19 protein-coding genes are annotated in these 22,443 nt (G+C 60.7%); 10 read left to right on the forward strand and 9 right to left on the reverse strand.

Features of this window, described 5'->3' with window-relative positions:
* From AOA60_RS08000 to AOA60_RS08010, 3 genes are all read right to left on the reverse strand, one after another.
* Positions 1 to 960 (reverse strand): DUF523 and DUF1722 domain-containing protein, encoded by a 960-nt coding sequence (locus tag AOA60_RS08000; protein WP_099583967.1) that lies wholly within the window; start codon positions 958 to 960, stop codon positions 1 to 3.
* 112 nt (positions 961 to 1,072) lie between these two features.
* A complete protein-coding gene (locus AOA60_RS08005) occupies positions 1,073 to 1,288 on the reverse strand; it encodes a TIGR02450 family Trp-rich protein (RefSeq protein ID WP_099583968.1) in 216 nt (71 codons plus the stop codon).
* Positions 1,285 to 2,271, reverse strand: a complete 987-nt coding sequence (locus tag AOA60_RS08010; protein ID WP_099583969.1) for an NAD(P)/FAD-dependent oxidoreductase — start codon at positions 2,269 to 2,271, stop codon at positions 1,285 to 1,287. Before AOA60_RS08010 ends, AOA60_RS08005 begins: the two co-directional genes overlap by 4 nt.
* Before the next feature lie 212 nt (positions 2,272 to 2,483).
* Here AOA60_RS08010 and AOA60_RS08015 point away from each other — a divergent pair, with 212 nt between their 5' ends.
* Both AOA60_RS08015 and hemH read left to right on the forward strand, forming a co-directional pair.
* Positions 2,484 to 3,383, forward strand: a complete 900-nt coding sequence (locus AOA60_RS08015) for a TIGR01777 family oxidoreductase (protein ID WP_099583970.1) — start codon at positions 2,484 to 2,486, stop codon at positions 3,381 to 3,383.
* A 14-nt stretch (positions 3,384 to 3,397) separates the two neighbouring features.
* On the forward strand, positions 3,398 to 4,423 hold the full coding sequence (hemH, locus tag AOA60_RS08020) for a ferrochelatase (RefSeq protein ID WP_099583971.1): 1,026 nt from the start codon (positions 3,398 to 3,400) through the stop codon (positions 4,421 to 4,423).
* A gap of 103 nt (positions 4,424 to 4,526) precedes the next feature.
* Here the strand turns inward: hemH and AOA60_RS08025 are convergent, their stop codons facing one another.
* Both AOA60_RS08025 and algW read right to left on the reverse strand, forming a co-directional pair.
* Positions 4,527 to 6,632: a TonB-dependent siderophore receptor gene (locus tag AOA60_RS08025; RefSeq protein WP_099583972.1), complete on the reverse strand. Its 2,106-nt coding sequence runs from the start codon at positions 6,630 to 6,632 to the stop codon at positions 4,527 to 4,529.
* 112 nt (positions 6,633 to 6,744) lie between these two features.
* On the reverse strand, positions 6,745 to 7,899 hold the full coding sequence (algW, locus tag AOA60_RS08030) for a Do family serine endopeptidase AlgW (protein WP_099583973.1): 1,155 nt from the start codon (positions 7,897 to 7,899) through the stop codon (positions 6,745 to 6,747).
* A 102-nt stretch (positions 7,900 to 8,001) separates the two neighbouring features.
* On the opposite strand from algW, the gene AOA60_RS08035 reads away from it, so the two are divergent.
* The 3 genes from AOA60_RS08035 (at position 8,002) to cysN (ending at position 11,749) form a co-directional block, all read left to right on the forward strand.
* Positions 8,002 to 8,760: a Nif3-like dinuclear metal center hexameric protein gene (locus tag AOA60_RS08035; protein WP_099583974.1), complete on the forward strand. Its 759-nt coding sequence runs from the start codon at positions 8,002 to 8,004 to the stop codon at positions 8,758 to 8,760.
* Between the two features lie 163 nt (positions 8,761 to 8,923).
* Positions 8,924 to 9,841: a sulfate adenylyltransferase subunit CysD gene (gene cysD / locus AOA60_RS08040; RefSeq protein WP_032886164.1), complete on the forward strand. Its 918-nt coding sequence runs from the start codon at positions 8,924 to 8,926 to the stop codon at positions 9,839 to 9,841.
* 9 nt (positions 9,842 to 9,850) lie between these two features.
* Positions 9,851 to 11,749 (forward strand): sulfate adenylyltransferase subunit CysN, encoded by a 1,899-nt coding sequence (cysN, locus tag AOA60_RS08045; protein ID WP_099583975.1) that lies wholly within the window; start codon positions 9,851 to 9,853, stop codon positions 11,747 to 11,749.
* A 176-nt stretch (positions 11,750 to 11,925) separates the two neighbouring features.
* Here the strand turns inward: cysN and AOA60_RS08050 are convergent, their stop codons facing one another.
* Genes AOA60_RS08050 through AOA60_RS08060 form a run of 3 tightly spaced genes read right to left on the reverse strand, consistent with a single transcriptional unit; the run spans position 11,926 to position 15,321 of the window.
* Positions 11,926 to 12,825 (reverse strand): acyltransferase, encoded by a 900-nt coding sequence (locus AOA60_RS08050; protein WP_099583976.1) that lies wholly within the window; start codon positions 12,823 to 12,825, stop codon positions 11,926 to 11,928.
* A complete protein-coding gene (gene pta / locus AOA60_RS08055) occupies positions 12,826 to 14,925 on the reverse strand; it encodes a phosphate acetyltransferase (RefSeq protein ID WP_099583977.1) in 2,100 nt (699 codons plus the stop codon).
* Between the two features lie 60 nt (positions 14,926 to 14,985).
* Entirely contained in the window at positions 14,986 to 15,321 is a 336-nt protein-coding gene (locus tag AOA60_RS08060) for a DUF3565 domain-containing protein (RefSeq protein ID WP_099583978.1), read from the reverse strand.
* On the opposite strand from AOA60_RS08060, the gene AOA60_RS08065 reads away from it, so the two are divergent.
* Entirely contained in the window at positions 15,290 to 15,775 is a 486-nt protein-coding gene (locus AOA60_RS08065; protein WP_032886172.1) for a peptidylprolyl isomerase, read from the forward strand. The genes AOA60_RS08060 and AOA60_RS08065 overlap by 32 nt on opposite strands.
* A gap of 188 nt (positions 15,776 to 15,963) precedes the next feature.
* On the opposite strand, the gene rpsT is transcribed toward AOA60_RS08065, so the two are convergent.
* The gene (rpsT, locus tag AOA60_RS08070; RefSeq protein WP_003188401.1) at positions 15,964 to 16,242 is read right to left on the reverse strand and encodes a 30S ribosomal protein S20; all 279 of its coding nucleotides are present in this window, start codon (positions 16,240 to 16,242) and stop codon (positions 15,964 to 15,966) included.
* A 254-nt stretch (positions 16,243 to 16,496) separates the two neighbouring features.
* Here rpsT and murJ point away from each other — a divergent pair, with 254 nt between their 5' ends.
* From murJ to lspA, 4 genes are all read left to right on the forward strand, one after another.
* Entirely contained in the window at positions 16,497 to 18,035 is a 1,539-nt protein-coding gene (gene murJ, locus AOA60_RS08075; protein WP_099583979.1) for a murein biosynthesis integral membrane protein MurJ, read from the forward strand.
* Positions 18,036 to 18,154: 119 nt separating this feature from the next.
* Positions 18,155 to 19,093 carry a bifunctional riboflavin kinase/FAD synthetase gene (gene ribF / locus AOA60_RS08080; protein ID WP_160385075.1) on the forward strand — a complete coding sequence of 313 codons (939 nt, stop codon included), beginning with the start codon at positions 18,155 to 18,157 and terminating at the stop codon, positions 19,091 to 19,093.
* A gap of 14 nt (positions 19,094 to 19,107) precedes the next feature.
* Positions 19,108 to 21,939 carry an isoleucine--tRNA ligase gene (gene ileS, locus AOA60_RS08085; RefSeq protein WP_099583981.1) on the forward strand — a complete coding sequence of 944 codons (2,832 nt, stop codon included), beginning with the start codon at positions 19,108 to 19,110 and terminating at the stop codon, positions 21,937 to 21,939.
* Entirely contained in the window at positions 21,932 to 22,441 is a 510-nt protein-coding gene (gene lspA / locus AOA60_RS08090; RefSeq protein WP_099583982.1) for a signal peptidase II, read from the forward strand. Before ileS ends, lspA begins: the two co-directional genes overlap by 8 nt.
* Positions 22,442 to 22,443: the final 2 nt, after the last annotated feature.

A 22,443-nucleotide genomic window follows, 5' to 3' on the forward strand; every position in this document is an offset into this window, starting at 1 on the left:
CTAGATCGCATTGCGCAGGCTGAGGTTTTCCGGGTGCGGTTGCAGGTACGCCTGCTGCGCGATGTAGCGGTCCGGGTGTTGGCGAAAGTGATGTTTGAGCAGGGTCAAAGGCACCACCAGTGGCACGATGCCGTGACGGTATTGGCCGATAACGGTCTGCATTTCCTGCTTGTCGTCGGCGCTGATGACCTGCTTGAGGTAGCCACTGATGTGTTGCAGCACATTGGTGTGGGTGCCGCGGGTGGCGCATTTGGTCAGGCCGGTCATCAAGTCACTGAAGTAACACGCGGCCAGTTCACTGAGGTCGGTGCCTTTGCCCATGCTGCCCAGCAGGTGACCCAGGCTTTTGTAATGGACAGGGCTGTGGGCCATCAGCAGGTATTTGTAGCGCGAGTGAAAAGCCAGCAAGCCGTGACGAGTCAGTCCTTCGGCCAGCAGCTGCTGCCAACTGGCGTAGACGAACACGCGGGTCAGGAAGTTTTCCCGCAGCACCGGGTCATTCAATCGGCCGTCTTCTTCGACCGGCAGGTTGGGGTGGCGCGCGCAAAACGCCCGGGCATAGATGCCGCGCCCGCCGCCGTCGACCGGGGTGCCGTTTTCGCGGTACACCTTGACCCGCTCCAGGCCACAGGACGGCGATTTCTGCATAAAAATGTAACCGCACAGGTCGGTGTGTTCCTGGGCCATCTGCTGGCCGTAGTCGTCCAGCGGTTGGGTCACGTTGAGCTCACGGCGCACTGTGCCCACGGCCTGCGGGTGGGCAGGGTCGCCGACCAGGCGGATCGGTTCGCGGGGGATGCCCAGGCCAATCGCAACTTCGGGGCACAGCGGCACAAAGTCGAAATAGTCGGCGAGGGTCTGGCTGCAGAGCAGGGATTGTTTATGACCGCCGTTGAAGCGCACGTTCTCGCCCAACAGGCAGGCGCTGATAGCGATCTTCGGTTTTGCGCTGCTGGACATCGGCAAACCCCTGATAAATTCCTGTACAAGCTTTAGGCGTTGTACAACTAAATCTCATCATAGGTTTGATGCTGTACAAGTCAAATCATTTGTACAGGTTTTTTCGTGAGGACTATTTCCAGCCGATTTTCCAGGCCTCGGCATTCTGCAACGTCTGCCACGGCAGGCGTTCGGCCCGTTTGGTCATGATCGCCTGCAGCTCGATTTCCAGCACGGTGCCTTCTTCGTCCCGGAACAATTCGGTGACCAGAAAGTGTTTTTCCTTGTGGCGGGGGTGGGCTGCTGTCCACTTCGACAGCAGCAGTTTGGCGGGGTTGAGACGGTTCATTGCAGGTGCTCGATCAATCGTCGCGCGGCTTCCTGGCCACTGAGCCAGGCACCTTCGACCCGACCGGACAGGCACCAGTCGCCACACACGTACAGGCCCAGGTCAGCATCGGCCAGCACACCGAATTCGTGACTGCTGGACGGGCGCGCATAAAGCCAGCGGTGCGCCAGGCTGAAGGACGGCGCAGGCATGGCGCTGTGCAGCAATTCGGCGAAGGCGCCGTGCAGGTGTTCGATCACGGCTTCCTTGGGCAAGTCCAGATGGGCTTTGCTCCACGCGCTTGTGGCATGCAGGACCCAGGTATCGAGGGTGGTGTCGCGCCCAGGTTTGCTGCGGTTGCGCGCCAGCCAGTCGAGGGGACTGTCTTGTACGAAACAGCCTTCCATCGGTGTATCCAGTGGCTTGTCGAAGGCCAGGGCGACAGCCCACGTGGGATCCATTTTCACCCCCGCGGCGGCGCTGGCCAGCTTGGGCGCAGCAGCCAGCAGGGCGGTGGCTTGGGGCGCTGGCGTGGCGATGACCACATGGCTGAATGGGCCATGGCTGCCGCCGTCCGCGTCGAGCAGGTTCCAGTGCTGAGTGCCTTGGAACACCTCGGTAATGCGGCAACCGAATTCCACCGGCAAGTCATCGAGCAGGGCGCGGGTGATGGCGCTCATGCGCGGGGAGCCGACCCAGCGGATCTGCTCGTCGGGGGAGGGCGTGAGCTGGCCGGATTTGAAGTTGTACAACTGCGGTTTCCATTGCTCGGCCCAGCCGTTGCTTTGCCAGCGTTGCACTTCGTTGACGAAGCGTCGGTCGCGGGCGGTGAAGTACTGGGCGCCCATGTCCAGCGCGCCGGCATCGCTGCGCTTGCTGGACATGCGGCCACCGCTGCCGCGGCTCTTGTCGAAAAGTTTTACAGCGTGCCCGGCGTCTCGTAACGCTTGGGCGGCGGAGAGACCGGCGATGCCGGTACCGATGATCGCGATGGGGACAGTCATGGGAGGCCTCGTTTTACCGTTGGGTACAGACTACGCCGACACCAATAGCTGTACAATATTGTTTTTTGGTATAAGTTTTGGCGTACCTGAACGTCTGGCGTGACCTATGGTTAAAGCTGAGGCTTAAACAACAGCCACGCCCGATTACAAATTGATCCCTGCTTATAAAATAGACCAGTGATCGGCGGCGAACGTTACATGAGGAGGATCCCATGCATATTTTGCTGACCGGCGGTACCGGCTTGATCGGCCGCCAACTCTGCCAACACTGGCTCGCCCAAGGCCATCGCCTGACCGTGTGGAGCCGCCATCCGGAAGAGGTTGCCGCCCTGTGTGGCGCGCAGGTGCTGGGCGTTGCGCGCCTGGAAGAGGTGATCGGCGCCGTGGACGCGGTGGTCAATCTCGCCGGCGCCGCCATCGCCGACCGCCCCTGGACTCACAAACGCAAGGCGCTGTTGTGGAGCAGCCGCATCGGTCTTACCGAAACCCTGCTGGCGTGGCTCGAAGGCCAGGCGCAGAAACCGGCGGTGTTGATTTCCGGCTCGGCGGTGGGCTGGTACGGCGACGGCGGTGAGCGCGAACTGACCGAGGCCAGCGGCCCGGTGCAGGACGACTTCCCCAGCCAGCTGTGTATCGCCTGGGAAGAAACCGCCCAGCGCGCAGAATCCCTGGGCATCCGTGTGGTGCTGGTGCGGACCGGCCTGGTGCTGGCGGCCGAGGGCGGCTTTTTGTCGCGGCTGCTGCTGCCGTTCAAACTGGCGCTGGGCGGGCCGATCGGCAATGGTCGGCAGTGGATGCCCTGGGTGCATATCAAGGATCAAATCGCCCTGATTGATTTTCTTCTGCACAAGGATGACGCCAGCGGTCCGTATAATGCCTGCGCGCCACACCCGGTGCGTAACCGCGAGTTCGCCAAGACCCTGGGCCAGGTGCTGCACCGCCCGGCGTTCATGCCGATGCCGGCCTTTGCGCTGAAAGTCGGCTTGGGCGAGTTGTCGGGGCTGTTACTGGGCGGGCAGAAGGCGATCCCCGAACGCTTGATGGCCGCCGGTTTCATTTTCCAGTTCACTGAGTTGCATGCGGCTCTGGACGACTTGTCCAGCCGCCTCTAGAGATAGGATGTTGCATGACGGATCACGCGTTGTTACTGGTCAACCTGGGTTCACCGGCGTCCACTTCGGTGGCCGATGTGCGCAGCTACCTCAACCAGTTTTTGATGGACCCTTATGTGATCGACCTGCCATGGCCGGTGCGGCGCTTGCTGGTGTCGCTGATCCTGATCAAGCGCCCCGAGCAGTCGGCCCATGCCTATGCGTCGATCTGGTGGGATGAAGGTTCGCCGCTGGTGGTGCTCAGTCGCCGCCTGCAACAGCAGATGACCGCGCAGTGGACCCAGGGCCCCGTAGAGCTGGCCATGCGTTACGGCGAGCCGTCCCTGGAAACGACCCTCACCCGGCTGGCCGCCCAAGGCATTCAGAAGGTCACCCTGGCGCCTTTGTACCCGCAGTTCGCCGACAGCACCGTGACCACGGTGATCGAAGAGGCCCGGCGCGTGGTGAAAGACAGGAAACTGAATGTACAGTTTTCGATCCTGCAGCCGTTCTACGATCAGCCCGAATACCTCGATGCCCTGGCGGCGAGCGCACAGCGTTATGTCGAGCAGGATTACGACCACTTGCTGCTGAGCTTTCATGGTTTGCCCGAGCGCCATCTGACTAAGCTCGACCCGACCGGCCAGCATTGCTTCAAGGATGCCGACTGCTGCAAGAACGCCTCGCCGCAAGTGCTTGCCACATGCTATCGCGCGCAGTGCTTCAGTGTTGCCCGCGATGTGGCCGAGCGCCTGGGCTTGCCGGATGGCAAATGGTCGGTGGCGTTTCAATCGCGCCTGGGCCGTGCGAAGTGGATCGAACCCTACACCGAAGCGCGCTTGGAGGCGCTGGCTCAACAAGGCGTGAAAAAGCTGCTGGTGATGTGCCCGGCGTTTGTGGCCGATTGCATCGAGACCCTGGAAGAGATTGGCGATCGCGGCCTGGAGCAGTTCCGCGAGGCCGGAGGCGAGGAATTGGTATTGGTACCGTGCTTGAATGATGATCCGCAGTGGGCGGCGGCGCTCAATACGCTGTGTGAAAGAGCGCCTCTTTCACTGTAATTGAACCTGGCACAGATCCAAATGTGGGAAGGGGCTTGATCCCGCTACACGTAATTCGTAGCAGCTATCGGGAGCACGCCCCCTCCCACATGTTTGATTTGTGTTAGAGATTGAGGGTCAGGCTGACCGTGAAGTTGCGCGGTTCGCCGGGGTTGACCCAGTAATTGCTGTAGGACCGCTCATAGTATTTTTCATCAAACAGGTTGTTCAGGTTCAGGCCCACCGTCACGTTCTCGGTCGCCTTGTAATGCGCGAGCAAATCTACGGTGTGGTAGGCCGGCAGTTCAAAGCTGCCGCCTGCTTCACCTGAGCGGTCTCCCACATAGGTAAACGCTGCGCCCAGGTCTGAGCCGCGCAACGCGCCATCCTGGAATTCATACACCCCCAACAGACTGCCGCTGCGCTTGGCCACGCCGAGAATGCGGCTGCCGGCCGCAATGGCCTTGTCACCTTTGGTCACTTCGGCGTCGATGTAGGCGAAGGCGCCGATCACCCGTATCGCGTCGGTCAGTTGCCCGGTCAGTTGCAAGTCAACGCCCTGGCTGCGCGCCTTGCCCATGGCGCGGTTGGTGTTGGTGGCCGGGTCCAGGGCCAGCACGTTTTCCTTTTCGATATGGAACGCGGCGACGGTGGTGCTGAGGCGGTCGTCGAACAGCTCGCTCTTGATCCCCACTTCATAACCCACGCCTTCTTCGGGCTTGAAGGTGTTGCCCGTGGCGTCCAGGCCGCTGTTGGGTTTGAACGAGGTCGAAGCGTTGGCGAACACGCCGACTTCGGGCGTGAGTTGATAAAGCAGGCCGGCGCGCTGGGTGAGGGCGTCGTGGGTTTGCCGGCTCGGCGGGGCGTTGCGGGGGAAGTCGTCGACGGTTTGCTCGAAATGCTCGAAGCGTGCGCCGACCATGCCGCGCAGGCGGTCGGTAAAGACGATCTGGTCTTGCAGGTTCAGGGCGTGGCTTTTGGTCTGCTCGAAAAAGTCGGTGCCGGAACGTACGCCATTGGGTTTGGCTTGGCCGTAGACCGGGTTGTAGATGTCGATCGCGTATGAGCTACCCGGGCTGCCGGCGATGGCGGTCACGCGTTCCTTCTTGCGGTAGTCCTCGTATTCGGTGCCCACCAGCAGTTCATGCTGCCAGCTGCCGACGTCGAACAAACCGCGCAGCTCCAATTGGGTGATGCTGTCGTGCCAGCCCATGGAGCGTTCGCGGTAGCGGCGGTTGAGGGTATGGCCGTCGGCGCTGAGTGGCCGGTTTTCCGAGGCATCGCCCCATAGGCTGCCTTGTTTGTAGTGGCTGGCCAGGCGCAGTTTCCAGGCGTCGTTGAGGTGATGTTCGAGGGTCGCCTGGATGCGGTTGTTGTGGTTGTCGATGTCGCCGTCGTTGGGCTCGCCGAGGAAGGTGGAGCGCGACAGACCGGGCGCGTCGACGATGCCACGGTCGAACGTGGAGCTGTGGCGCACGAATTCGCTTTCCACCAGCAGACTGGTGTCCGGGTCCAGTTGCCAACTGAACGAGGGCGCAACGAAAACGCGCTTGCTCTGCACGTGATCGCGAAAGCTGTGGTTGTCCTCTACTGCCAGGTTGACCCGCGAGAGCACGTGGCCTTCGTTGTCCAGCGGCGTGTTGACGTCGATGGCGGTGCGGTAACGGTCCCAACTGCCGGCGCTGGTTTGCAGGGTGGTGAAGGCGTCTGGCTGAGGTTTTTTGGTGACGATATTCACGGTGCCGCCTGGGTCGCCGCGCCCGTACAAACTGGCCGCAGGGCCTTTGAGTACTTCAATGCGTTCGATGTTGGCCGCGTCCGGTGTGCTCGGGTAACCACGGTTGGCGCTGAAACCGTCCTGGTAGAACTCCGAGGTGGTGAAACCACGCACGCTGTATTCGTAGAGGGTCAGGCCACCAAAGTTGTTTTGCTTGGACACGCCGCCCGCAAATTCCAGGGCACGTTCCACGTTGGTGCTGCCCAGGTCCTTGAGCACCGTGGCGGGAATCACGCTGATGGATTGTGGGATATCGCGCAGGGCCGTGTCGGTTTTAGTCGCGCTGGCCGAACGAGTGGCGCGGTAGCCCTTCACCGGGCCGGTGGCGGATTCATAGGCGTCGGTAGTGACGCTGATGGTATCGAGTTCGACGGTGGTTTCTTCGGCAAAGGCGGGGTCGAGCAGCAAACCCAAGGCCAGGCCAGCCAAGGGGGCAATTCTTCGAGACGGCATGATAGAGCGTTCCAATAGCGATATTGAAACAATATAACATGACTAATGAGAATGAATCGCTGTGAAACATTAACTTACAGGTGCCCGCTAAGGGGCACCTGGGCGAGGCGGCTTATTCTTCTTCTTTTACCGGAGCCGGCGGCGGGCGCAGGCCGATCTCCGCCGACAACTTGATCTCTTTACCGTTGCGCATCACCAGGATCGCCACCTTATCGGTCGGTTTGATCCGCGCCACCTGGTTCATCGACTTGCGACCATCGCCGGCCGGTTCGCCGTTGATGCTCAGGATCACGTCACCCAATTGCAGGCCGGCTTTCTGCGCCGGTCCGTCGCGGAAGATCCCGGCGACTACGATGCCAGGGCGCCCGGTCAGGCCAAACGACTCGGCCAGTTCCTTGGTCAGCGGTTGTACTTCGATCCCCAGCCAGCCGCGAATAACCTGGCCGTGCTCGATGATCGACTTCATCACTTCCATCGCCAGCTTCACCGGGATCGCAAAACCGATGCCCTGGGAGCCGCCGGACTTGGAAAAAATCGCGGTATTGATACCGGTCAGGTTGCCATTGGCATCCACCAGCGCGCCGCCGGAGTTGCCGGGGTTGATCGCCGCGTCGGTCTGGATGAAGTCTTCGTAGCTGTTGAGGCCCAACTGGTTACGGCCGGTGGCGCTGATGATGCCCATGGTCACCGTCTGGCCCACCCCGAACGGGTTGCCGATGGCCAGCGCCACATCACCCACTCGCAAGCCATCGGAACGGCCGAGGGTGATGGAAGGCAGGTTTTTCAAATCGATCTTCAACACCGCCAGGTCCGTTTCCGGGTCGCTGCCCACCACGCGGGCCAGGGTTTCGCGGCCATCACGCAGGGCCACCACAATTTGGTCGGCGCCGGTGGTCACGTGGTTGTTGGTGAGGATGTAGCCTTCGGGGCTCATGATCACCCCGGAACCCAGGCTGGATTCCATGCGCCGCTGCTTGGGCCCGTTGTCACCGAAATAGCGGCGGAACTGCGGATCCTCGAACAACGGATGCGCCGGCTTGTTGATGACCTTGGTGGTGTACAGGTTGACCACCGCCGGAGCGGCAATGACCACTGCGTCGGCGTACGTCACCGGGCCTTGCACCACCGCGCTGGTCTGCGGCGCCTGTTGCAGGTTGACATCAAGGCTGGGTAAGCCCACCCACTGGGGATAACGCTGAATAATCAGCATCGCGATCAGCACGCCAGCCAGCAATGGCCATCCAAAAAAACGCAGTGCCTTGAGCATCAAGTAAGTCCTGACAGGTTGCAGGGGGCGGGAGAGCGCCCATAATGTCGCGCATTATACGAGGCTGCGAGCGCCTCGGAACGGGATATTTAGGAGTCTTTTATGGCCGTCCCCCTTACCACCCTCGTCGAGGAAGCGGACCGCTACCTCTGCAGTGCAAAAATCGCCGACTACTGCCCCAACGGCCTGCAAGTCGAAGGCCGTCCGCAGGTGATGCGCATCGTCAGCGGCGTGACCGCAAGCCAAGCCCTGCTGGACGCAGCCGTTGAAGCCCAGGCCGATTTGATCCTGGTGCACCACGGCTATTTCTGGAAAGGCGAGAACCCCTGCATCACCGGCATGAAGCAGCGCCGCCTGAAAACCCTGCTCAAGCACGACATCAGTTTGCTGGCCTATCACCTGCCGCTGGACCTGCACCCCGACGTCGGCAACAACGTGCAGCTTGCCAAGCAGTTGGACATCACCGTCGAAGGCCCTCTCGACCCGACCAACCCCAAGATCGTCGGCCTGGTCGGCTCCCTCGCCGAACCCCTGTCGCCCCGCGACTTTGCCCGCCGCGTGCAGGACGTCATGGGCCGCGAACCGCTGCTGATCGAAGGCAGCGAAATGATCCGCCGCGTCGGCTGGTGCACCGGCGGTGGCCAAGGCTACATCGACCATGGGATTGCCGCCGGCGTCGACCTGTTCCTCAGCGGCGAAGCCTCCGAGCAAACCTTCCACAGCGCGCGGGAAAACGACATCAGCTTCATCGCCGCCGGCCACCACGCCACCGAGCGCTACGGCGTACAGGCATTGGGTGATTACCTGGCGCGGCGTTTTGCGCTCGAACATCTGTTCATCGACTGCCCCAACCCAATCTGAATGTGGGAGGGGGTTTGACGGCATGGCAGGCCAAACCTGGCGGCATATTCATATACCGTTTCGATCTAGCCAGCTCCCTGAATAGAAGAAGGTGCTGTGCTAGCATGCCTCGCTCGAACACGGCCCGCTGGCCGTCCATAAGATCGTTTTTCCGTGAGTAACCATGGTCGACAAACTGACGCATCTGAAACAGCTGGAGGCGGAAAGCATCCACATCATCCGCGAGGTCGCCGCCGAGTTCGACAACCCGGTGATGCTCTACTCGATCGGTAAAGACTCCGCCGTGATGCTGCATCTGGCACGCAAGGCCTTCTTCCCGGGCAAACTGCCGTTCCCGGTGATGCACGTCGACACCCGCTGGAAATTCCAGGAGATGTACGCGTTCCGCGACAAGATGGTCGAGGAACTGGGCCTGGACCTGATCACCCACGTCAACCCCGATGGCGTTGCGCAGGGCATCAACCCGTTCACCCACGGCAGCGCCAAGCACACCGACATCATGAAGACCGAAGGCCTCAAGCAGGCCTTGGACAAGCATGGTTTCGACGCAGCGTTCGGCGGTGCCCGTCGTGATGAAGAGAAATCCCGCGCCAAAGAGCGCGTGTACTCGTTCCGCGACAGCAAGCACCGCTGGGACCCGAAGAACCAGCGCCCCGAGTTGTGGAACGTCTACAACGGCAACGTCAACAAGGGCGAGTCGATCCGTGTATTCCCGCTGTCCAACTGGACCGAGCTGGACATCTGGCAGTACATCTACCTGGAAGGCATCCCGATCGTGCCGCTGTACTTCGCCGCCGAACGCGACGTGATCGAGAAGAACGGCACGTTGATCATGATCGACGACGACCGCATCCTTGAGCACCTGTCCGACGAAGACAAAGCCCGCATCGTCAAAAAGAAAGTACGTTTCCGTACCCTTGGCTGCTACCCGTTGACGGGCGCGGTGGAGTCCGAAGCCGAGACGCTGACGGACATCATTCAGGAAATGCTCCTGACGCGAACTTCCGAGCGCCAGGGCCGTGTCATCGACCACGATGGCGCAGGCTCAATGGAAGATAAAAAACGTCAAGGCTATTTCTAAGGGGCTGTCATGTCGCATCAATCTGATTTGATCAGCGAGGACATCCTCGCCTACCTGGGCCAGCACGAGCGCAAAGAGATGTTGCGCTTCCTGACCTGCGGCAACGTCGATGACGGCAAGAGCACCCTGATCGGGCGCCTGCTGCACGACTCCAAGATGATCTACGAAGATCACCTGGAAGCCATCACCCGCGATTCGAAGAAGTCCGGCACTACCGGTGACGACATCGACCTGGCCTTGCTGGTCGACGGCCTGCAGGCCGAGCGTGAGCAGGGCATCACCATCGATGTTGCCTACCGCTACTTCTCCACCGCCAAGCGCAAATTCATCATTGCCGACACCCCCGGCCATGAGCAGTACACCCGCAACATGGCCACCGGTGCCTCCACCTGTGACCTGGCGATCATCCTGATCGACGCCCGCTACGGCGTGCAGACCCAGACCCGTCGCCACAGCTTCATCGCCTCGTTGCTGGGCATCAAGCACATCGTGATCGCCGTCAACAAGATGGACATCAATGGCTTCGACCAGAGCGTGTTCGAGCAGATCAAGGCCGATTACCTGAAGTTCGCCGACGGTATCGCCTTCAAGCCGAGCACCATGGCCTTTGTGCCGATGTCGGCGCTCAAGGGCGACAACGTGGTGAACAAGAGCGAGCGTTCGCCTTGGTACACCGGCCAGTCGCTGATGGAAATCCTCGAAACCGTCGAGATCGCCAACGACCGCAACTACACCGACCTGCGTTTCCCGGTGCAGTACGTCAACCGTCCGAACCTGAACTTCCGTGGTTTCGCCGGCACCCTGGCCAGCGGCATCGTGCACAAGGGCGACGAGATCGTGGTTCTGCCGTCGGGCAAGAGCAGCCGCGTCAAATCCATCGTCACCTTCGATGGTGAGCTGGAACACGCCGGCCCAGGCCAGGCCGTGACCCTGACCATGGAAGACGAGATCGACATCTCCCGTGGCGACCTGCTGGTGCATGCCGACAACGTGCCGCAAGTAACTGACGCCTTCGACGCCATGCTGGTGTGGATGGCCGAAGAACCGATGCTGCCGGGCAAGAAATACGACATCAAGCGCGCCACCAGCTACGTGCCGGGTTCCATCACCAGCATCGTGCACCGCGTGGACGTGAACACCCTGGCCGAAGGCCCGGCGAGTTCGCTGCAATTGAACGAGATCGGCCGGGTCAAGGTCAGCCTCGACGCCGCCATCGCGCTGGATGGCTACGACAGCAATCGCACCACGGGTGCGTTCATTGTTATCGACCGCTTGACCAACGGCACCGTTGCCGCAGGCATGATCATCGCACCGCCGGTCACTCACGGCAGCGCGGCGCAGCATGGCAAGTTGGCGCATGTGGCCACCGAAGAGCGTGCCCAGCGCTTCGGCCAGCAACCGGCCACCGTGCTGTTCAGCGGCCTGTCCGGCGCTGGCAAGAGCACCTTGGCCTATGCGGTCGAGCGCAAGCTGTTCGACATGGGTCGTGCGGTCTTCGTGCTGGATGGTCAGAACCTGCGTCACGACCTGAACAAAGGTCTGCCACAGGATCGTGCCGGGCGTACGGAAAACTGGCGTCGTGCCGCTCACGTGGCGCGCCAGTTCAACGAAGCCGGCCTGCTGACCCTGGCCGCGTTCGTTGCCCCGGATGCCGAAGGCCGTGAACAGGCCAAGGCGCTGATTGGCGGTGATCGTCTGCTGACTGTGTACGTGCAGGCGTCGCCGCTGGTATGCGCCGAGCGTGATCCGCAAGGCCTGTACGCGGCCGGCGGGGATAACATCCCTGGCGAATCCTTCCCGTACGACGTGCCGTTGAATGCCGACCTGGTGCTCGACACCCAGGCGCTGTCGCTGGAAGACAGCGTCAAGCAAGTGCTGGAACTGTTGCGTCAGCGCGGCGCGATCTAAACCTCGCGGCCACAAAAAAAGCCCGCCACCGAGTGATCGGTGGCGGGCTTTTTCACATCTTCAAGATCGGGCGCGGTCAAATGTGGGAGGGGGCTTGCCCTCGATAGCGGTGGGTCAGCTACAACGGCATCAACTGATGCTCCGTCATCGAGGGCAAGCCCCCTCCCACAGGTTGATCATCGTTTGCCTGGGAAGTCTTTATGCAGCTTTTCCAGCAACGCATCCTTGTCTTCCCATAACCGGTTGATCCAGCTCTGGAACGCCAACCGATACTCCCCATCCTGCTCATAATTCTTGCCAATAAACTCGGCCGGAATCTGCACCTCTTCAAACTGCACCACCACGTCCTTCACATTCCCGCATAGCAAATCCCAATAACCAGGACGCCCGCCAGGGTAGTGAATGGTCACATTCACCAGTGACTTCAGTTGCTCGCCCATGGCGTCCAGCACAAATGCGATGCCGCCAGCCTTGGGCTTGAGCAGGTAACGGAATGGCGATTTTTGCTGGGCATGTTTGCCATCAGTAAACCGTGTGCCTTCGGCAAAGTTGAAAATCCCGACCGGGTTGTCGCGAAACTTCGCACAGGTCTTGCGGGTGGTTTCCAAGTCTTTGCCTTTCTTCTCCGGGTGCTTCTCCAGATAAGCCTTGGTGTAGCGCTTCATGAACGGAAAGCCCAGTGCCCACCACGCCAGACCAATCACCGGCACCCAGATCAATTCCTGCTTGAGGAAGAACTTCAGCGGGCGAATCCGTCGATTGAGCACGTATTGCAAGACCATGATGTCGACCCAGCTCTGGTGGTTGCTGGTCACCAGGTACGAGTGTTGATAATCCAGCCCTTCAAGGCCTTTGAGGTGCCAGCGCGTGCGCTGTACCAGGTTCATCCAGCCCTTGTTGTTGGTGACCCAGGCTTCGTGGGTGTGGTTCATCAGCCATTCGCTGAAGCGCTTGGCAAACGGCAACGCCTTGAACAGCGCAACGATGAACAGGAACGAACACAGCAGGATCGTGTTCAGCGCCAGCAACAGCGAAGCGATCACCCCGCGCACGGCGGCAGGTAGAAAATCCAGCATTTAGATATCCATTGGTCGGTTGGCGGCTTGGATCGCGGTCAGGGCGATGGTGTACACGATGTCGTCAACCTGGGCGCCGCGGGGCAGGTCGTTGACCGGTTTGCGCAGGCCCTGGAGCATCGGGCCCAGGCTTACGCAGTCGGCGCTGCGTTGTACGGCCTTGTGGGTGGTGTTGCCGGTGTTCAGGTCAGGGAAGACGAACACGGTGGCCTTGCCGGCGACCTGGCTGTTGGGCGCCAGTTGTCGGGCTACGTCCTCGTTGGCGGCGGCGTCGTATTGCAGGGGGCCGTCGATCAACAGCGAGCTTTGCTGTTCATGGGCGAGCAGGGTGGCTTCGCGAACTTTTTCCACTTCCTCGCCGCTGGCCGAATCACCGCTGGAATAGCTGATCATCGCCACGCGCGGGGTAATGCCGAACGCCGCCGCCGAGTCGGCACTTTGCAGGGCGATTTCCGCGAGTTCCGCAGCGCTTGGGTGCGGGTTCATCACGCAGTCGCCGTACACCAGCACCTCTTCGGGGAACAGCATGAAGAACACCGACGACACCAGCGTGCAGCCCGGCGCCGTTTTGATCAGTTGCAGGGCGGGGCGGATGGTGTTGGCGGTGGAGTGGATAACGCCAGAAACCAGGCCATCCACTTCATCCAGTGCGAGCATCATGGTGGCGATCACCACTGTGTCTTCCAATTGTTGCTCGGCCATCGGCGCGTTGAGGCTTTTGCTTTTGCGCAGCGCGACCATTGGTTCGACGTAGCGTTGGCGGATCAGGTCCGGGTCGAGAATTTCCAGGCCTTCCGGCAATTCGATGCCTTGGGCGCGGGCGACGGCTTCCACATCGGCTGGTTTGGCCAGCAACACGCAACGGGCGATGCCTCGGGCCTGGCAGATGGCGGCGGCCTGGACGGTAAGTGGCTCGCTGCCTTCGGGCAGCACGATGCGTTTGTTGGCGGCCTGGGCGCGTTGGATCAACTGGTAGCGGAACACCGCTGGCGACAGGCGCATTTCCCGTGGTGTGCCGCAACGCTGATGCAGCCAGCGCGCATCAAGGTGGCTGGCGACGAAATCGGTGATGATCTCGGCGCGCTCGCGGTCATCGATGGGGATTTCTTTGTTCAGGTTGTTGAGCAGGTTGGCGGTGTCGTAGGAGCCGGTGCTCACCGACAGCACCGGTAGCCCGGCCTGAAACGCTCCGCGACACAGATCCATGATGCGCGGATCGGGCAGTGTATCGCTGGTCAGCAGCAGGCCGGCCAGCGGCACGCCGTTGATCGCGGCCAGGCTGACGGCGAGGATGATGTCGTCGCGGTCGCCTGGGGTTACCACCAGCACGCCGGGTTTGAGCAGCTCGACGGTGTTACGCATGGTGCGGGCGCAGATGATGATCTTGGTCATGCGCCGGGTTTCGTAGTCGCCGGCGTTGAGGATCTGCGCGCCCATCAGGTCGGCCACGTCGCGGGTGCGCGGCGCGTTGAGTTCCGGTTGATACGGAATGCAGCCGAGCAGGCGGAAGTCACCGCTGCGCAGTAAAGGCGAATGCTCTTTAAGGCGCGCTGAAAACGCCTCCATGCTTTCGTCGGTGCGCACCTTGTTGAGGATCACGCCGAGTACTTTCGGGTCTTTCGGGCCGCCGAACAGTTGGGCCTGCAATTCCACGCGGCCGGAGAGTTCGGTGAGCACTTCGTTTTCCGGAGCGGAGACCAGGATCACTTCCGCGTCCAGGCTCTTGGCCAGGTGCAGGTTGACCCGTGCCGCATAGCTGGCGTTGCGGGTGGGCACCATGCCTTCGACGATCAGTACGTCCTTGCCCACGGCGGCCTGCTGATAGAGGGTGATGATCTCTTCGAGCAGTTCGTCGAGCTGGCCGTCGCCGAGCATCCGTTCAACGTGTGCCAGGCCCAAAGGCTGTGGTGGCTTGAGGCCGTGGGTGCGTGCCACCAGTTCGGTGGAGCGTTCGGGGCCAGTGTCGCCGGGGTGCGGCTGGGCAATCGGCTTGAAGAAGCCGACTTTCAGCCCGGCCCGCTCAAGGGTGCGCACCAGCCCAAGGCTGATGGAGGTCAGACCCACACCAAAATCGGTGGGCGCGATAAAAAAAGTCTGCATGCGAATTCTCTGGAGGTGCATGGCTTCGGTGGCGCTCTATGGCTGAGCGCCTACCGGGAATCAGGCGTCAAGGTTATCGTTATTCGGGGCTTGCGCACACCAGCCGCAGGCAAAGGGCTGGCCTATTTTTTCCAGACGCTGTGCGGGGTCGAGTACCCAGGCGCGGGATTGCCATGGCGGCTGGTGGCGCAGATGCTGGGTGTGGCCGCAGGAGAGCTCGGCCACCCAATGCCGTTCTTCGTCCAGATGAAAACCGACGACCGTGACCCTTGATCGGTCCCGTCTGTCCGGGTTCTGTTCGCTTTCGGGCAAATCCTTGTTTAGACTTGTCCGTTCTTCATTCTTATGCAAAAGGTCTCGCCCCATGACGATCGCCGCTAACAAGGCTGTCTCCATCGACTATACCCTGACCAACGACGCTGGTGAGGTCATCGACAGCTCCGCCGGCGGCGCGCCGCTGGTCTACCTGCAAGGCGCAGGTAACATCATCCCAGGCCTGGAAAAGGCACTGGAAGGCAAGGCAGTTGGTGATGAACTGACCGTTGCCGTAGAACCTGAAGATGCCTACGGCGAGTACTCGGCTGAACTGGTCAGCACTCTGAGCCGCAGCATGTTCGAAGGCGTTGACGAGCTGGAAGTGGGCATGCAGTTCCACGCTTCCGCGCCGGACGGCCAAATGCAGATCGTGACTATCCGTGATCTGGACGGCGACGACGTAACCGTCGACGGCAACCACCCTCTGGCAGGCCAGCGCCTGAACTTCCAAGTGAAGATCGTTGCCATCCGCGACGCTTCCCAGGAAGAAGTGGCTCACGGCCACGTTCACGGTGAAGGCGGTCATCAGCACTGATTGATGCGTTAATCAGCTGATAGCAAAAACGCCCCGACTGGTTCGGGGCGTTTTTTTTGCGCTTAAAAAAGCACTGAAGTTCAAATGTGGGAGGGGCGTACTTCAGAAAACAAAAATGCCCCGGACCTTTCGGTACGGGGCATTTCTTAACTGTTTCGCAACCAGGGTTGCGTTGCAGTTGTTACCACTTAGGCAGCAGCAGGAACGCTCAGAGCCTTGATGTGGCCGTTCAGGCGGCTCTTATGGCGAGCGGCCTTGTTCTTGTGGATGATGCCTTTATCGGCCATACGGTCGATAACTGGCACAGCCAGAACGTAAGCTGCTTGAGCTTTTTCAGCGTCTTTGGTATCGATGGCTTTAACTACATTCTTGATGTAGGTACGAACCATGGAACGCAGGCTGGCGTTGTGGCTGCGACGCTTCTCAGCCTGTTTTGCACGTTTTTTGGCGGAAGGTGTGTTGGCCACCGTCGAGCTCCTCGAAAGACTTTTTAGGAAATAGCAAACAAAATAGGCCGCGAATCATGCCGATGACTTGATGTGTTGTCAAGGGCGGCTGATGCGAACTGCTGAGTGGTCGATCTGAAGAGGCGGGTGATTTATTTCCGGCGCTTGACCTGTAAACTCGCGAGCTTTGGCTCTGTGCTGTTGCAGGCGCGCAGTATCGCATAAGTAGGCGCACAGTTCGCCTGCTCTTTATCTAATAGGCGCAAACTCTTTCAATGAATCTGCTCAAATCGTTGGCCGCCGTCAGCTCTATCACGATGATCTCCAGGGTTCTGGGGTTTGTGCGTGACACCCTGCTGGCACGCATTTTTGGCGCCAGCATGGCCACGGATGCCTTCTTTATTGCCTTTAAATTGCCCAATCTGCTGCGGCGTATCTTCGCGGAGGGAGCATTTTCCCAAGCATTCGTGCCGATTCTGGCGGAATACAAGACCCAGCAAGGCGAGGAGGCCACCCGCACCTTTATTGCCTACGTCTCAGGCCTGCTGACCCTGGTTTTGATGGTGGTGACTATCCTCGGCATGCTCGCCGCACCTTGGGTGATCTGGGCCACGGCGCCCGGTTTCGCCAATACGCCGGAAAAGTTCGCGCTGACCACTGATCTGCTACGGGTTACCTTTCCTTATATATTGCTGATTTCCCTGTCATCCCTGGCCGGGGCGATCCTCAATACCTGGAACCGTTTCTCGGTGCCGGCGTTTGTGCCGACCCTGCTAAACGTCAGCATGATCATTTTCGCGCTGTTCCTCACCCCGTATTTCGATCCGCCGGTCATGGCGCTCGGCTGGGCTGTATTGGCCGGCGGCCTGGCACAATTGCTCTACCAACTGCCGCACCTGAAAAAGATCGGCATGCTCGTACTGCCGCGCCTGAACCTCAGGGACACCGGCGTCTGGCGCGTGATGCGCAATATGCTGCCGGCGATCCTCGGCGTATCGGTCAGCCAGATTTCCCTGATTATCAACACGGCCTTTGCCTCGCTGCTGGTATCGGGCTCGGTGTCGTGGATGTATTACGCCGACCGCCTGATGGAGCTGCCGTCCGGCGTGCTGGGCGTGGCCTTGGGCACAATCCTGCTGCCTACCCTGGCGCGCACGTATGCCAGCAAGGACCGGCAGGAGTACTCGCGCATCCTTGATTGGGGCCTGCGCCTGTGTTTTGTCCTGGTGTTGCCGTGTGCCCTGGCGCTGGGCATCCTGGCCGAGCCGCTGACGGTTTCACTGTTCCAATACGGCCAATTCGACGCCCATGACGCCTTGATGACGCAGCGCGCGCTGGTTGCCTACTCCGTCGGCCTGCTAGGCATCATCGTGATCAAAGTGCTGGCGCCTGGCTTTTATGCCCAGCAAAACATCCGTACACCCGTGAAAATCGCGATCTTCACGCTGATCGTCACGCAACTGCTCAATCTGGTGTTTATCGGTCCATTGGCTCATGCCGGCCTGGCCCTTGCGATCAGCGCGGGTGCCTGCATCAATGCGGGCTTGCTGTTTTATCAACTGCGCAAACAGCAGATGTTCCAGCCGCAGCCGGGCTGGGGCATGTTTGCCCTCAAGCTGCTGGTGGCGGTGGCAATGATGTCGGCGGTGTTACTGGGCTTGATGCACTTTATGCCGGCGTGGGACCAAGGCCCTATGTTGGAGCGCTTCATGCGTCTGGGCGTGTTGGTTGTCGCTGGCGTGGTGGTGTACTTCGGAATGTTGCTGCTGCAGGGTTTCCGCCTGCGGGATTTCAATCGCAAGTCATTGAACTAGAGAGTTTGCCGCGATAAAAGCGGTGTTTTATCGATTCGATCCATTTGCCCTGCGCTGTTGCCTGTCGTCTGAGGCTGGGTGTGGTTATAATCGACCACTTTATGAGCAAGAAGCGCGTTATGCAGCTGGTTCGAGGTCTCCACAACCTGCGCCCCCAGCATCGGGGCTGCGTCGCCACTATTGGCAACTTTGACGGTGTTCACCGTGGTCACCAGGCTATCCTGGCCCGGCTGCGCGAGCGTGCGGTCGAGTTGGGCGTGCCCAGCTGCGTGGTGATTTTTGAGCCACAGCCGCGGGAATACTTCACCCCGGAGACGGCGCCGGCCCGCCTGGCCCGCTTGCGGGACAAGCTGCAACTGCTGGCCGAAGAAGGCGTGGACCGCGTCCTCTGCCTGGCTTTCAACCAGCGCTTGCAAAGCCTCAGCGCCGCCGAGTTCGTCGACCGTATCCTGGTGGATGGCCTGGGCGTGCAGCATCTGGAGGTCGGCGACGACTTCCGTTTTGGTTGCGATCGGGTTGGGGATTTCGAATTCCTGCAGCACGCCGGCGTTACCCAGGGCTTTACCGTTGAAGCCGCGCAAACCGTCGAACTGGACGGCCTGCGTGTGAGCAGCACCCAGGTGCGTAATGCCCTGGCGGCTGCCGACTTCGCCCTGGCCGAGCGTCTGCTGGGTCGCCCGTTCCGCATTGCCGGGCGGGTACTGCACGGCCAGAAGCTGGCGCGCCAACTGGGCACGCCAACCGCCAACGTGCAACTCAAGCGTCGTCGTGTGCCGCTTACCGGGGTTTACCTGGTGAGCGTCGACATCGACGGCCAGCCGTGGCCGGGAGTCGCCAACATAGGCGTCAGGCCCACGGTTGCAGGTGATGGCAAGGCCCACCTGGAAGTTCACCTTTTGGATTTTGCCGGTGATTTATACGACCGGCGTTTGACGGTGGTTTTCCACCAGAAGCTGCGTGAAGAGCAGCGTTTCGCCTCCCTTGAGGCGTTGAAAACGGCGATCAATGCGGATGTCGCCGCCGCCCGTGCACTAGCCGCACCTAGCGCCCATCGCTAACCGAAGAGCCTTAAATGACCGACTATAAAGCCACGCTAAACCTTCCGGACACCGCCTTCCCAATGAAGGCCGGCCTGCCACAGCGCGAACCGCAGATCCTGCAGCGCTGGGACAGTATTGGCCTGTACGGAAAGTTGCGCGAGATTGGCAAGGATCGTCCGAAGTTCGTCCTGCACGACGGCCCTCCTTACGCCAACGGCACGATTCACATCGGTCATGCACTGAACAAAATTCTCAAGGACATGATCCTGCGTTCGAAAACCCTTTCGGGCTTCGACGCACCTTATGTTCCGGGTTGGGACTGCCACGGCCTGCCGATCGAACACAAGGTCGAAGTGACCTACGGCAAGAACCTGGGCGCCGATAAAACCCGCGAACTGTGCCGTGCCTACGCCGCCGAGCAGATCGAAGGGCAGAAGTCCGAGTTCATCCGCCTGGGTGTGTTGGGCGAGTGGGACAACCCGTACAAAACCATGAACTTCAAGAACGAGGCCGGTGAAATCCGCGCCTTGGCAGAAATCGTCAAGGGTGGTTTCGTGTTCAAGGGCCTCAAGCCCGTGAACTGGTGCTTTGACTGCGGTTCGGCATTGGCCGAAGCCGAAGTCGAGTACGAAGACAAAAAGTCCTCGACCATCGACGTGGCGTTCCCGATCGCCGACGACGCCAAGCTGGCCCAGGCATTCGGCCTGGCAAGCCTGAGCAAACCAGCGGCCATCGTGATCTGGACCACCACCCCGTGGACCATCCCGGCCAACCAGGCGCTGAACGTGCACCCGGAGTTCACCTACGCGCTGGTAGACGTCGGTGATCGCCTGCTGGTGCTGGCCGAGGAAATGGTCGAGGCGTGCCTGGCGCGTTACGAGCTGCAAGGTTCGGTCATCGCCACCACCACCGGCTCCGCGCTTGAACTGATCAACTTCCGTCACCCGTTCTATGACCGTCTGTCGCCGGTGTACCTGGCTGACTATGTCGAGCTGGGCTCGGGCACTGGCGTGGTCCACTGCTCGCCCGCCTATGGCGTTGACGACTTTGTGATCTGCAAGAAGTACGGCCTGGTCAACGATGACATCATCAACCCGGTGCAAAGCAACGGCGTGTACGTGCCTTCGCTGGAGTTCTTCGGTGGTCAGTTCATCTTCAAGGCCGACCAGCCGATCATCGAAAAGCTGCGTGAAGTCGGCGCATTGATGCAAACCGACACCATCAAGCACAGCTACATGCACTGCTGGCGCCACAAAACTCCGCTGATCTACCGCGCCACCGCGCAGTGGTTCATCGGCATGGACAAAGAGCCAGCCAGCGGCGATACCCTGCGCAACCGCGCGATCAAGGCCATCGAAGACACCAAGTTCGTCCCGGCCTGGGGCCAGGCGCGCCTGCACTCGATGATCGCCAATCGTCCGGACTGGTGCATCTCCCGCCAGCGTAACTGGGGCGTGCCGATCCCGTTCTTCCTGAACAAGGAAAGCGGCGAGTTGCACCCGCGTACCGTCGAGCTGATGGAAGTCGTGGCCCAGCGCGTTGAACAGGAGGGCATCGAAGCCTGGTTCAAACTGGACGCCGCCGAACTGCTTGGCGACGAAGCGCCGCAGTACGACAAGATCAGCGACACCCTCGACGTGTGGTTCGACTCGGGCACCACCCACTGGCACGTGCTGCGTGGCTCGCACCCGATGGGCCACGAGACCGGCCCGCGTGCCGACCTGTACCTGGAAGGCTCGGACCAACACCGTGGCTGGTTCCACTCCTCGTTGCTGACCGGTTGCGCCATCGACGATCACGCCCCGTACCGCGAATTGCTGACCCACGGCTTCACCGTCGACGAGACGGGTCGCAAGATGTCCAAGTCGCTGAAAAACGTGATCGAGCCGAAAAAGATCAACGACACCCTGGGCGCCGACATCATGCGTCTGTGGGTGGCCTCGACCGATTACTCGGGCGAGATCGCCGTATCGGACCAGATCCTGGCCCGCAGCGCCGATGCCTATCGTCGCATCCGCAATACCGCGCGCTTCCTGCTGTCGAACCTGACCGGTTTCAACCCGGCCACCGACATCCTGCCGGCCGAGGACATGCTCGCCCTGGACCGTTGGGCCGTGGACCGCACCCTGTTGCTGCAGCGCGAGTTGCAGGAACACTACGGCGAATACCGCTTCTGGAACGTGTACTCGAAAATCCACAACTTCTGCGTGCAGGAACTGGGTGGTTTCTACCTCGACATCATCAAGGACCGCCAGTACACCACCGCCGCTAACAGCAAAGCACGCCGTTCGGCGCAGACTGCGCTGTACCACATCAGCGAAGCGCTGGTGCGCTGGATCGCGCCGATCCTTGCGTTCACCGCCGACGAACTGTGGGAATACCTGCCGGGCGAGCGCAACGAATCCGTGATGCTCAACACCTGGTACGAAGGCCTGACCGAACTGCCTGCCGACTTCGAACTGGGCCGCGAGTACTGGGAAGGCGTGATGGCCGTCAAAGTTGCGGTGAACAAGGAGCTGGAAGTTCAACGTGCGGCCAAGGCCGTCGGTGGCAACCTGCAAGCTGAAGTCACCCTGTTTGCCGAGGAAGGCCTGACCGCCGACCTGGCCAAACTGAGCAACGAGCTGCGCTTCGTGTTGATCACCTCCACGGCGAGCCTGGCGCCATTCGCTCAAGCACCGGCTGATGCCGTGGCTACCGAAGTGCCGGGCCTCAAGCTTAAAGTGATGAAGTCCGCCTTTGCCAAGTGCGCCCGTTGCTGGCACTGCCGTGAAGATGTGGGTGTGAACCCTGAGCATCCGGAAATCTGTGGTCGTTGCGTCGACAACATCTCCGGTGAAGGCGAGGTTCGCCACTATGCCTAACGCCAGTCGTTTCGGACGCCTGGGCTTGCTCGTGTTGAGTTTGCTGGTCCTGGTCATTGACCAGGTCAGCAAGGCTCACTTCGAGGGCTCCCTGGAAATGTTCCAGCAGATCGTGGTGATCCCCGATTACTTCAGCTGGACCCTGGCCTACAACACCGGCGCCGCGTTCAGCTTCCTCGCTGATGGCGGTGGCTGGCAGCGCTGGCTGTTTGCCGTTATCGCGCTGGTGGTCAGTGCGGTGCTGGTGGTGTGGCTCAAGCGCCTGGGTCGCGATGACACCTGGCTGGCCGTTGCCTTGGCCCTGGTGCTGGGTGGTGCGCTGGGTAACCTGTACGACCGCATTGCCCTTGGCCATGTGATCGACTTCATCCTGGTGCATTGGCAGAACCGTCATTACTTCCCGGCGTTCAACTTCGCCGACAGCGCCATCACCGTCGGCGCAATCATGTTGGCGCTGGATATGTTCAAAAGTAAGAAAACCGGAGAGACCGTCAATGACTGATC

It is taken from the genome of Pseudomonas sp. 2822-17 (genome assembly GCF_002742485.1).
GTDB lineage: Bacteria > Pseudomonadota > Gammaproteobacteria > Pseudomonadales > Pseudomonadaceae > Aquipseudomonas > Aquipseudomonas cyclaminis.

What these genes read in the sequence shown, in the direction of transcription:
- AOA60_RS08010 (WP_099583969.1), bottom strand. Translation starts at nt 2,271, where the DNA reads ATGACTGTCCCCATCGCGATCATCGGTACCGGCATCGCCGGTCTCTCC.
- cysN (WP_099583975.1), top strand. Translation starts at nt 9,851, where the DNA reads ATGTCGCATCAATCTGATTTGATCAGCGAGGACATCCTCGCCTACCTG.
- AOA60_RS08035 (WP_099583974.1), top strand. Translation starts at nt 8,002, where the DNA reads ATGGCCGTCCCCCTTACCACCCTCGTCGAGGAAGCGGACCGCTACCTC.
- AOA60_RS08050 (WP_099583976.1), bottom strand. Translation starts at nt 12,825, where the DNA reads ATGCTGGATTTTCTACCTGCCGCCGTGCGCGGGGTGATCGCTTCGCTG.
- AOA60_RS08060 (WP_099583978.1), bottom strand. Translation starts at nt 15,321, where the DNA reads ATGGAGACAGCCTTGTTAGCGGCGATCGTCATGGGGCGAGACCTTTTG.
- ribF (WP_160385075.1), top strand. Translation starts at nt 18,155, where the DNA reads ATGCAGCTGGTTCGAGGTCTCCACAACCTGCGCCCCCAGCATCGGGGC.
- AOA60_RS08000 (WP_099583967.1), bottom strand. Translation starts at nt 960, where the DNA reads ATGTCCAGCAGCGCAAAACCGAAGATCGCTATCAGCGCCTGCCTGTTG.
- lspA (WP_099583982.1), top strand. Translation starts at nt 21,932, where the DNA reads ATGCCTAACGCCAGTCGTTTCGGACGCCTGGGCTTGCTCGTGTTGAGT.
- murJ (WP_099583979.1), top strand. Translation starts at nt 16,497, where the DNA reads ATGAATCTGCTCAAATCGTTGGCCGCCGTCAGCTCTATCACGATGATC.
- ileS (WP_099583981.1), top strand. Translation starts at nt 19,108, where the DNA reads ATGACCGACTATAAAGCCACGCTAAACCTTCCGGACACCGCCTTCCCA.
- algW (WP_099583973.1), bottom strand. Translation starts at nt 7,899, where the DNA reads ATGCTCAAGGCACTGCGTTTTTTTGGATGGCCATTGCTGGCTGGCGTG.
- AOA60_RS08065 (WP_032886172.1), top strand. Translation starts at nt 15,290, where the DNA reads ATGACGATCGCCGCTAACAAGGCTGTCTCCATCGACTATACCCTGACC.
- pta (WP_099583977.1), bottom strand. Translation starts at nt 14,925, where the DNA reads ATGCAGACTTTTTTTATCGCGCCCACCGATTTTGGTGTGGGTCTGACC.
- AOA60_RS08015 (WP_099583970.1), top strand. Translation starts at nt 2,484, where the DNA reads ATGCATATTTTGCTGACCGGCGGTACCGGCTTGATCGGCCGCCAACTC.
- cysD (WP_032886164.1), top strand. Translation starts at nt 8,924, where the DNA reads ATGGTCGACAAACTGACGCATCTGAAACAGCTGGAGGCGGAAAGCATC.
- hemH (WP_099583971.1), top strand. Translation starts at nt 3,398, where the DNA reads ATGACGGATCACGCGTTGTTACTGGTCAACCTGGGTTCACCGGCGTCC.
- AOA60_RS08025 (WP_099583972.1), bottom strand. Translation starts at nt 6,632, where the DNA reads ATGCCGTCTCGAAGAATTGCCCCCTTGGCTGGCCTGGCCTTGGGTTTG.
- AOA60_RS08005 (WP_099583968.1), bottom strand. Translation starts at nt 1,288, where the DNA reads ATGAACCGTCTCAACCCCGCCAAACTGCTGCTGTCGAAGTGGACAGCA.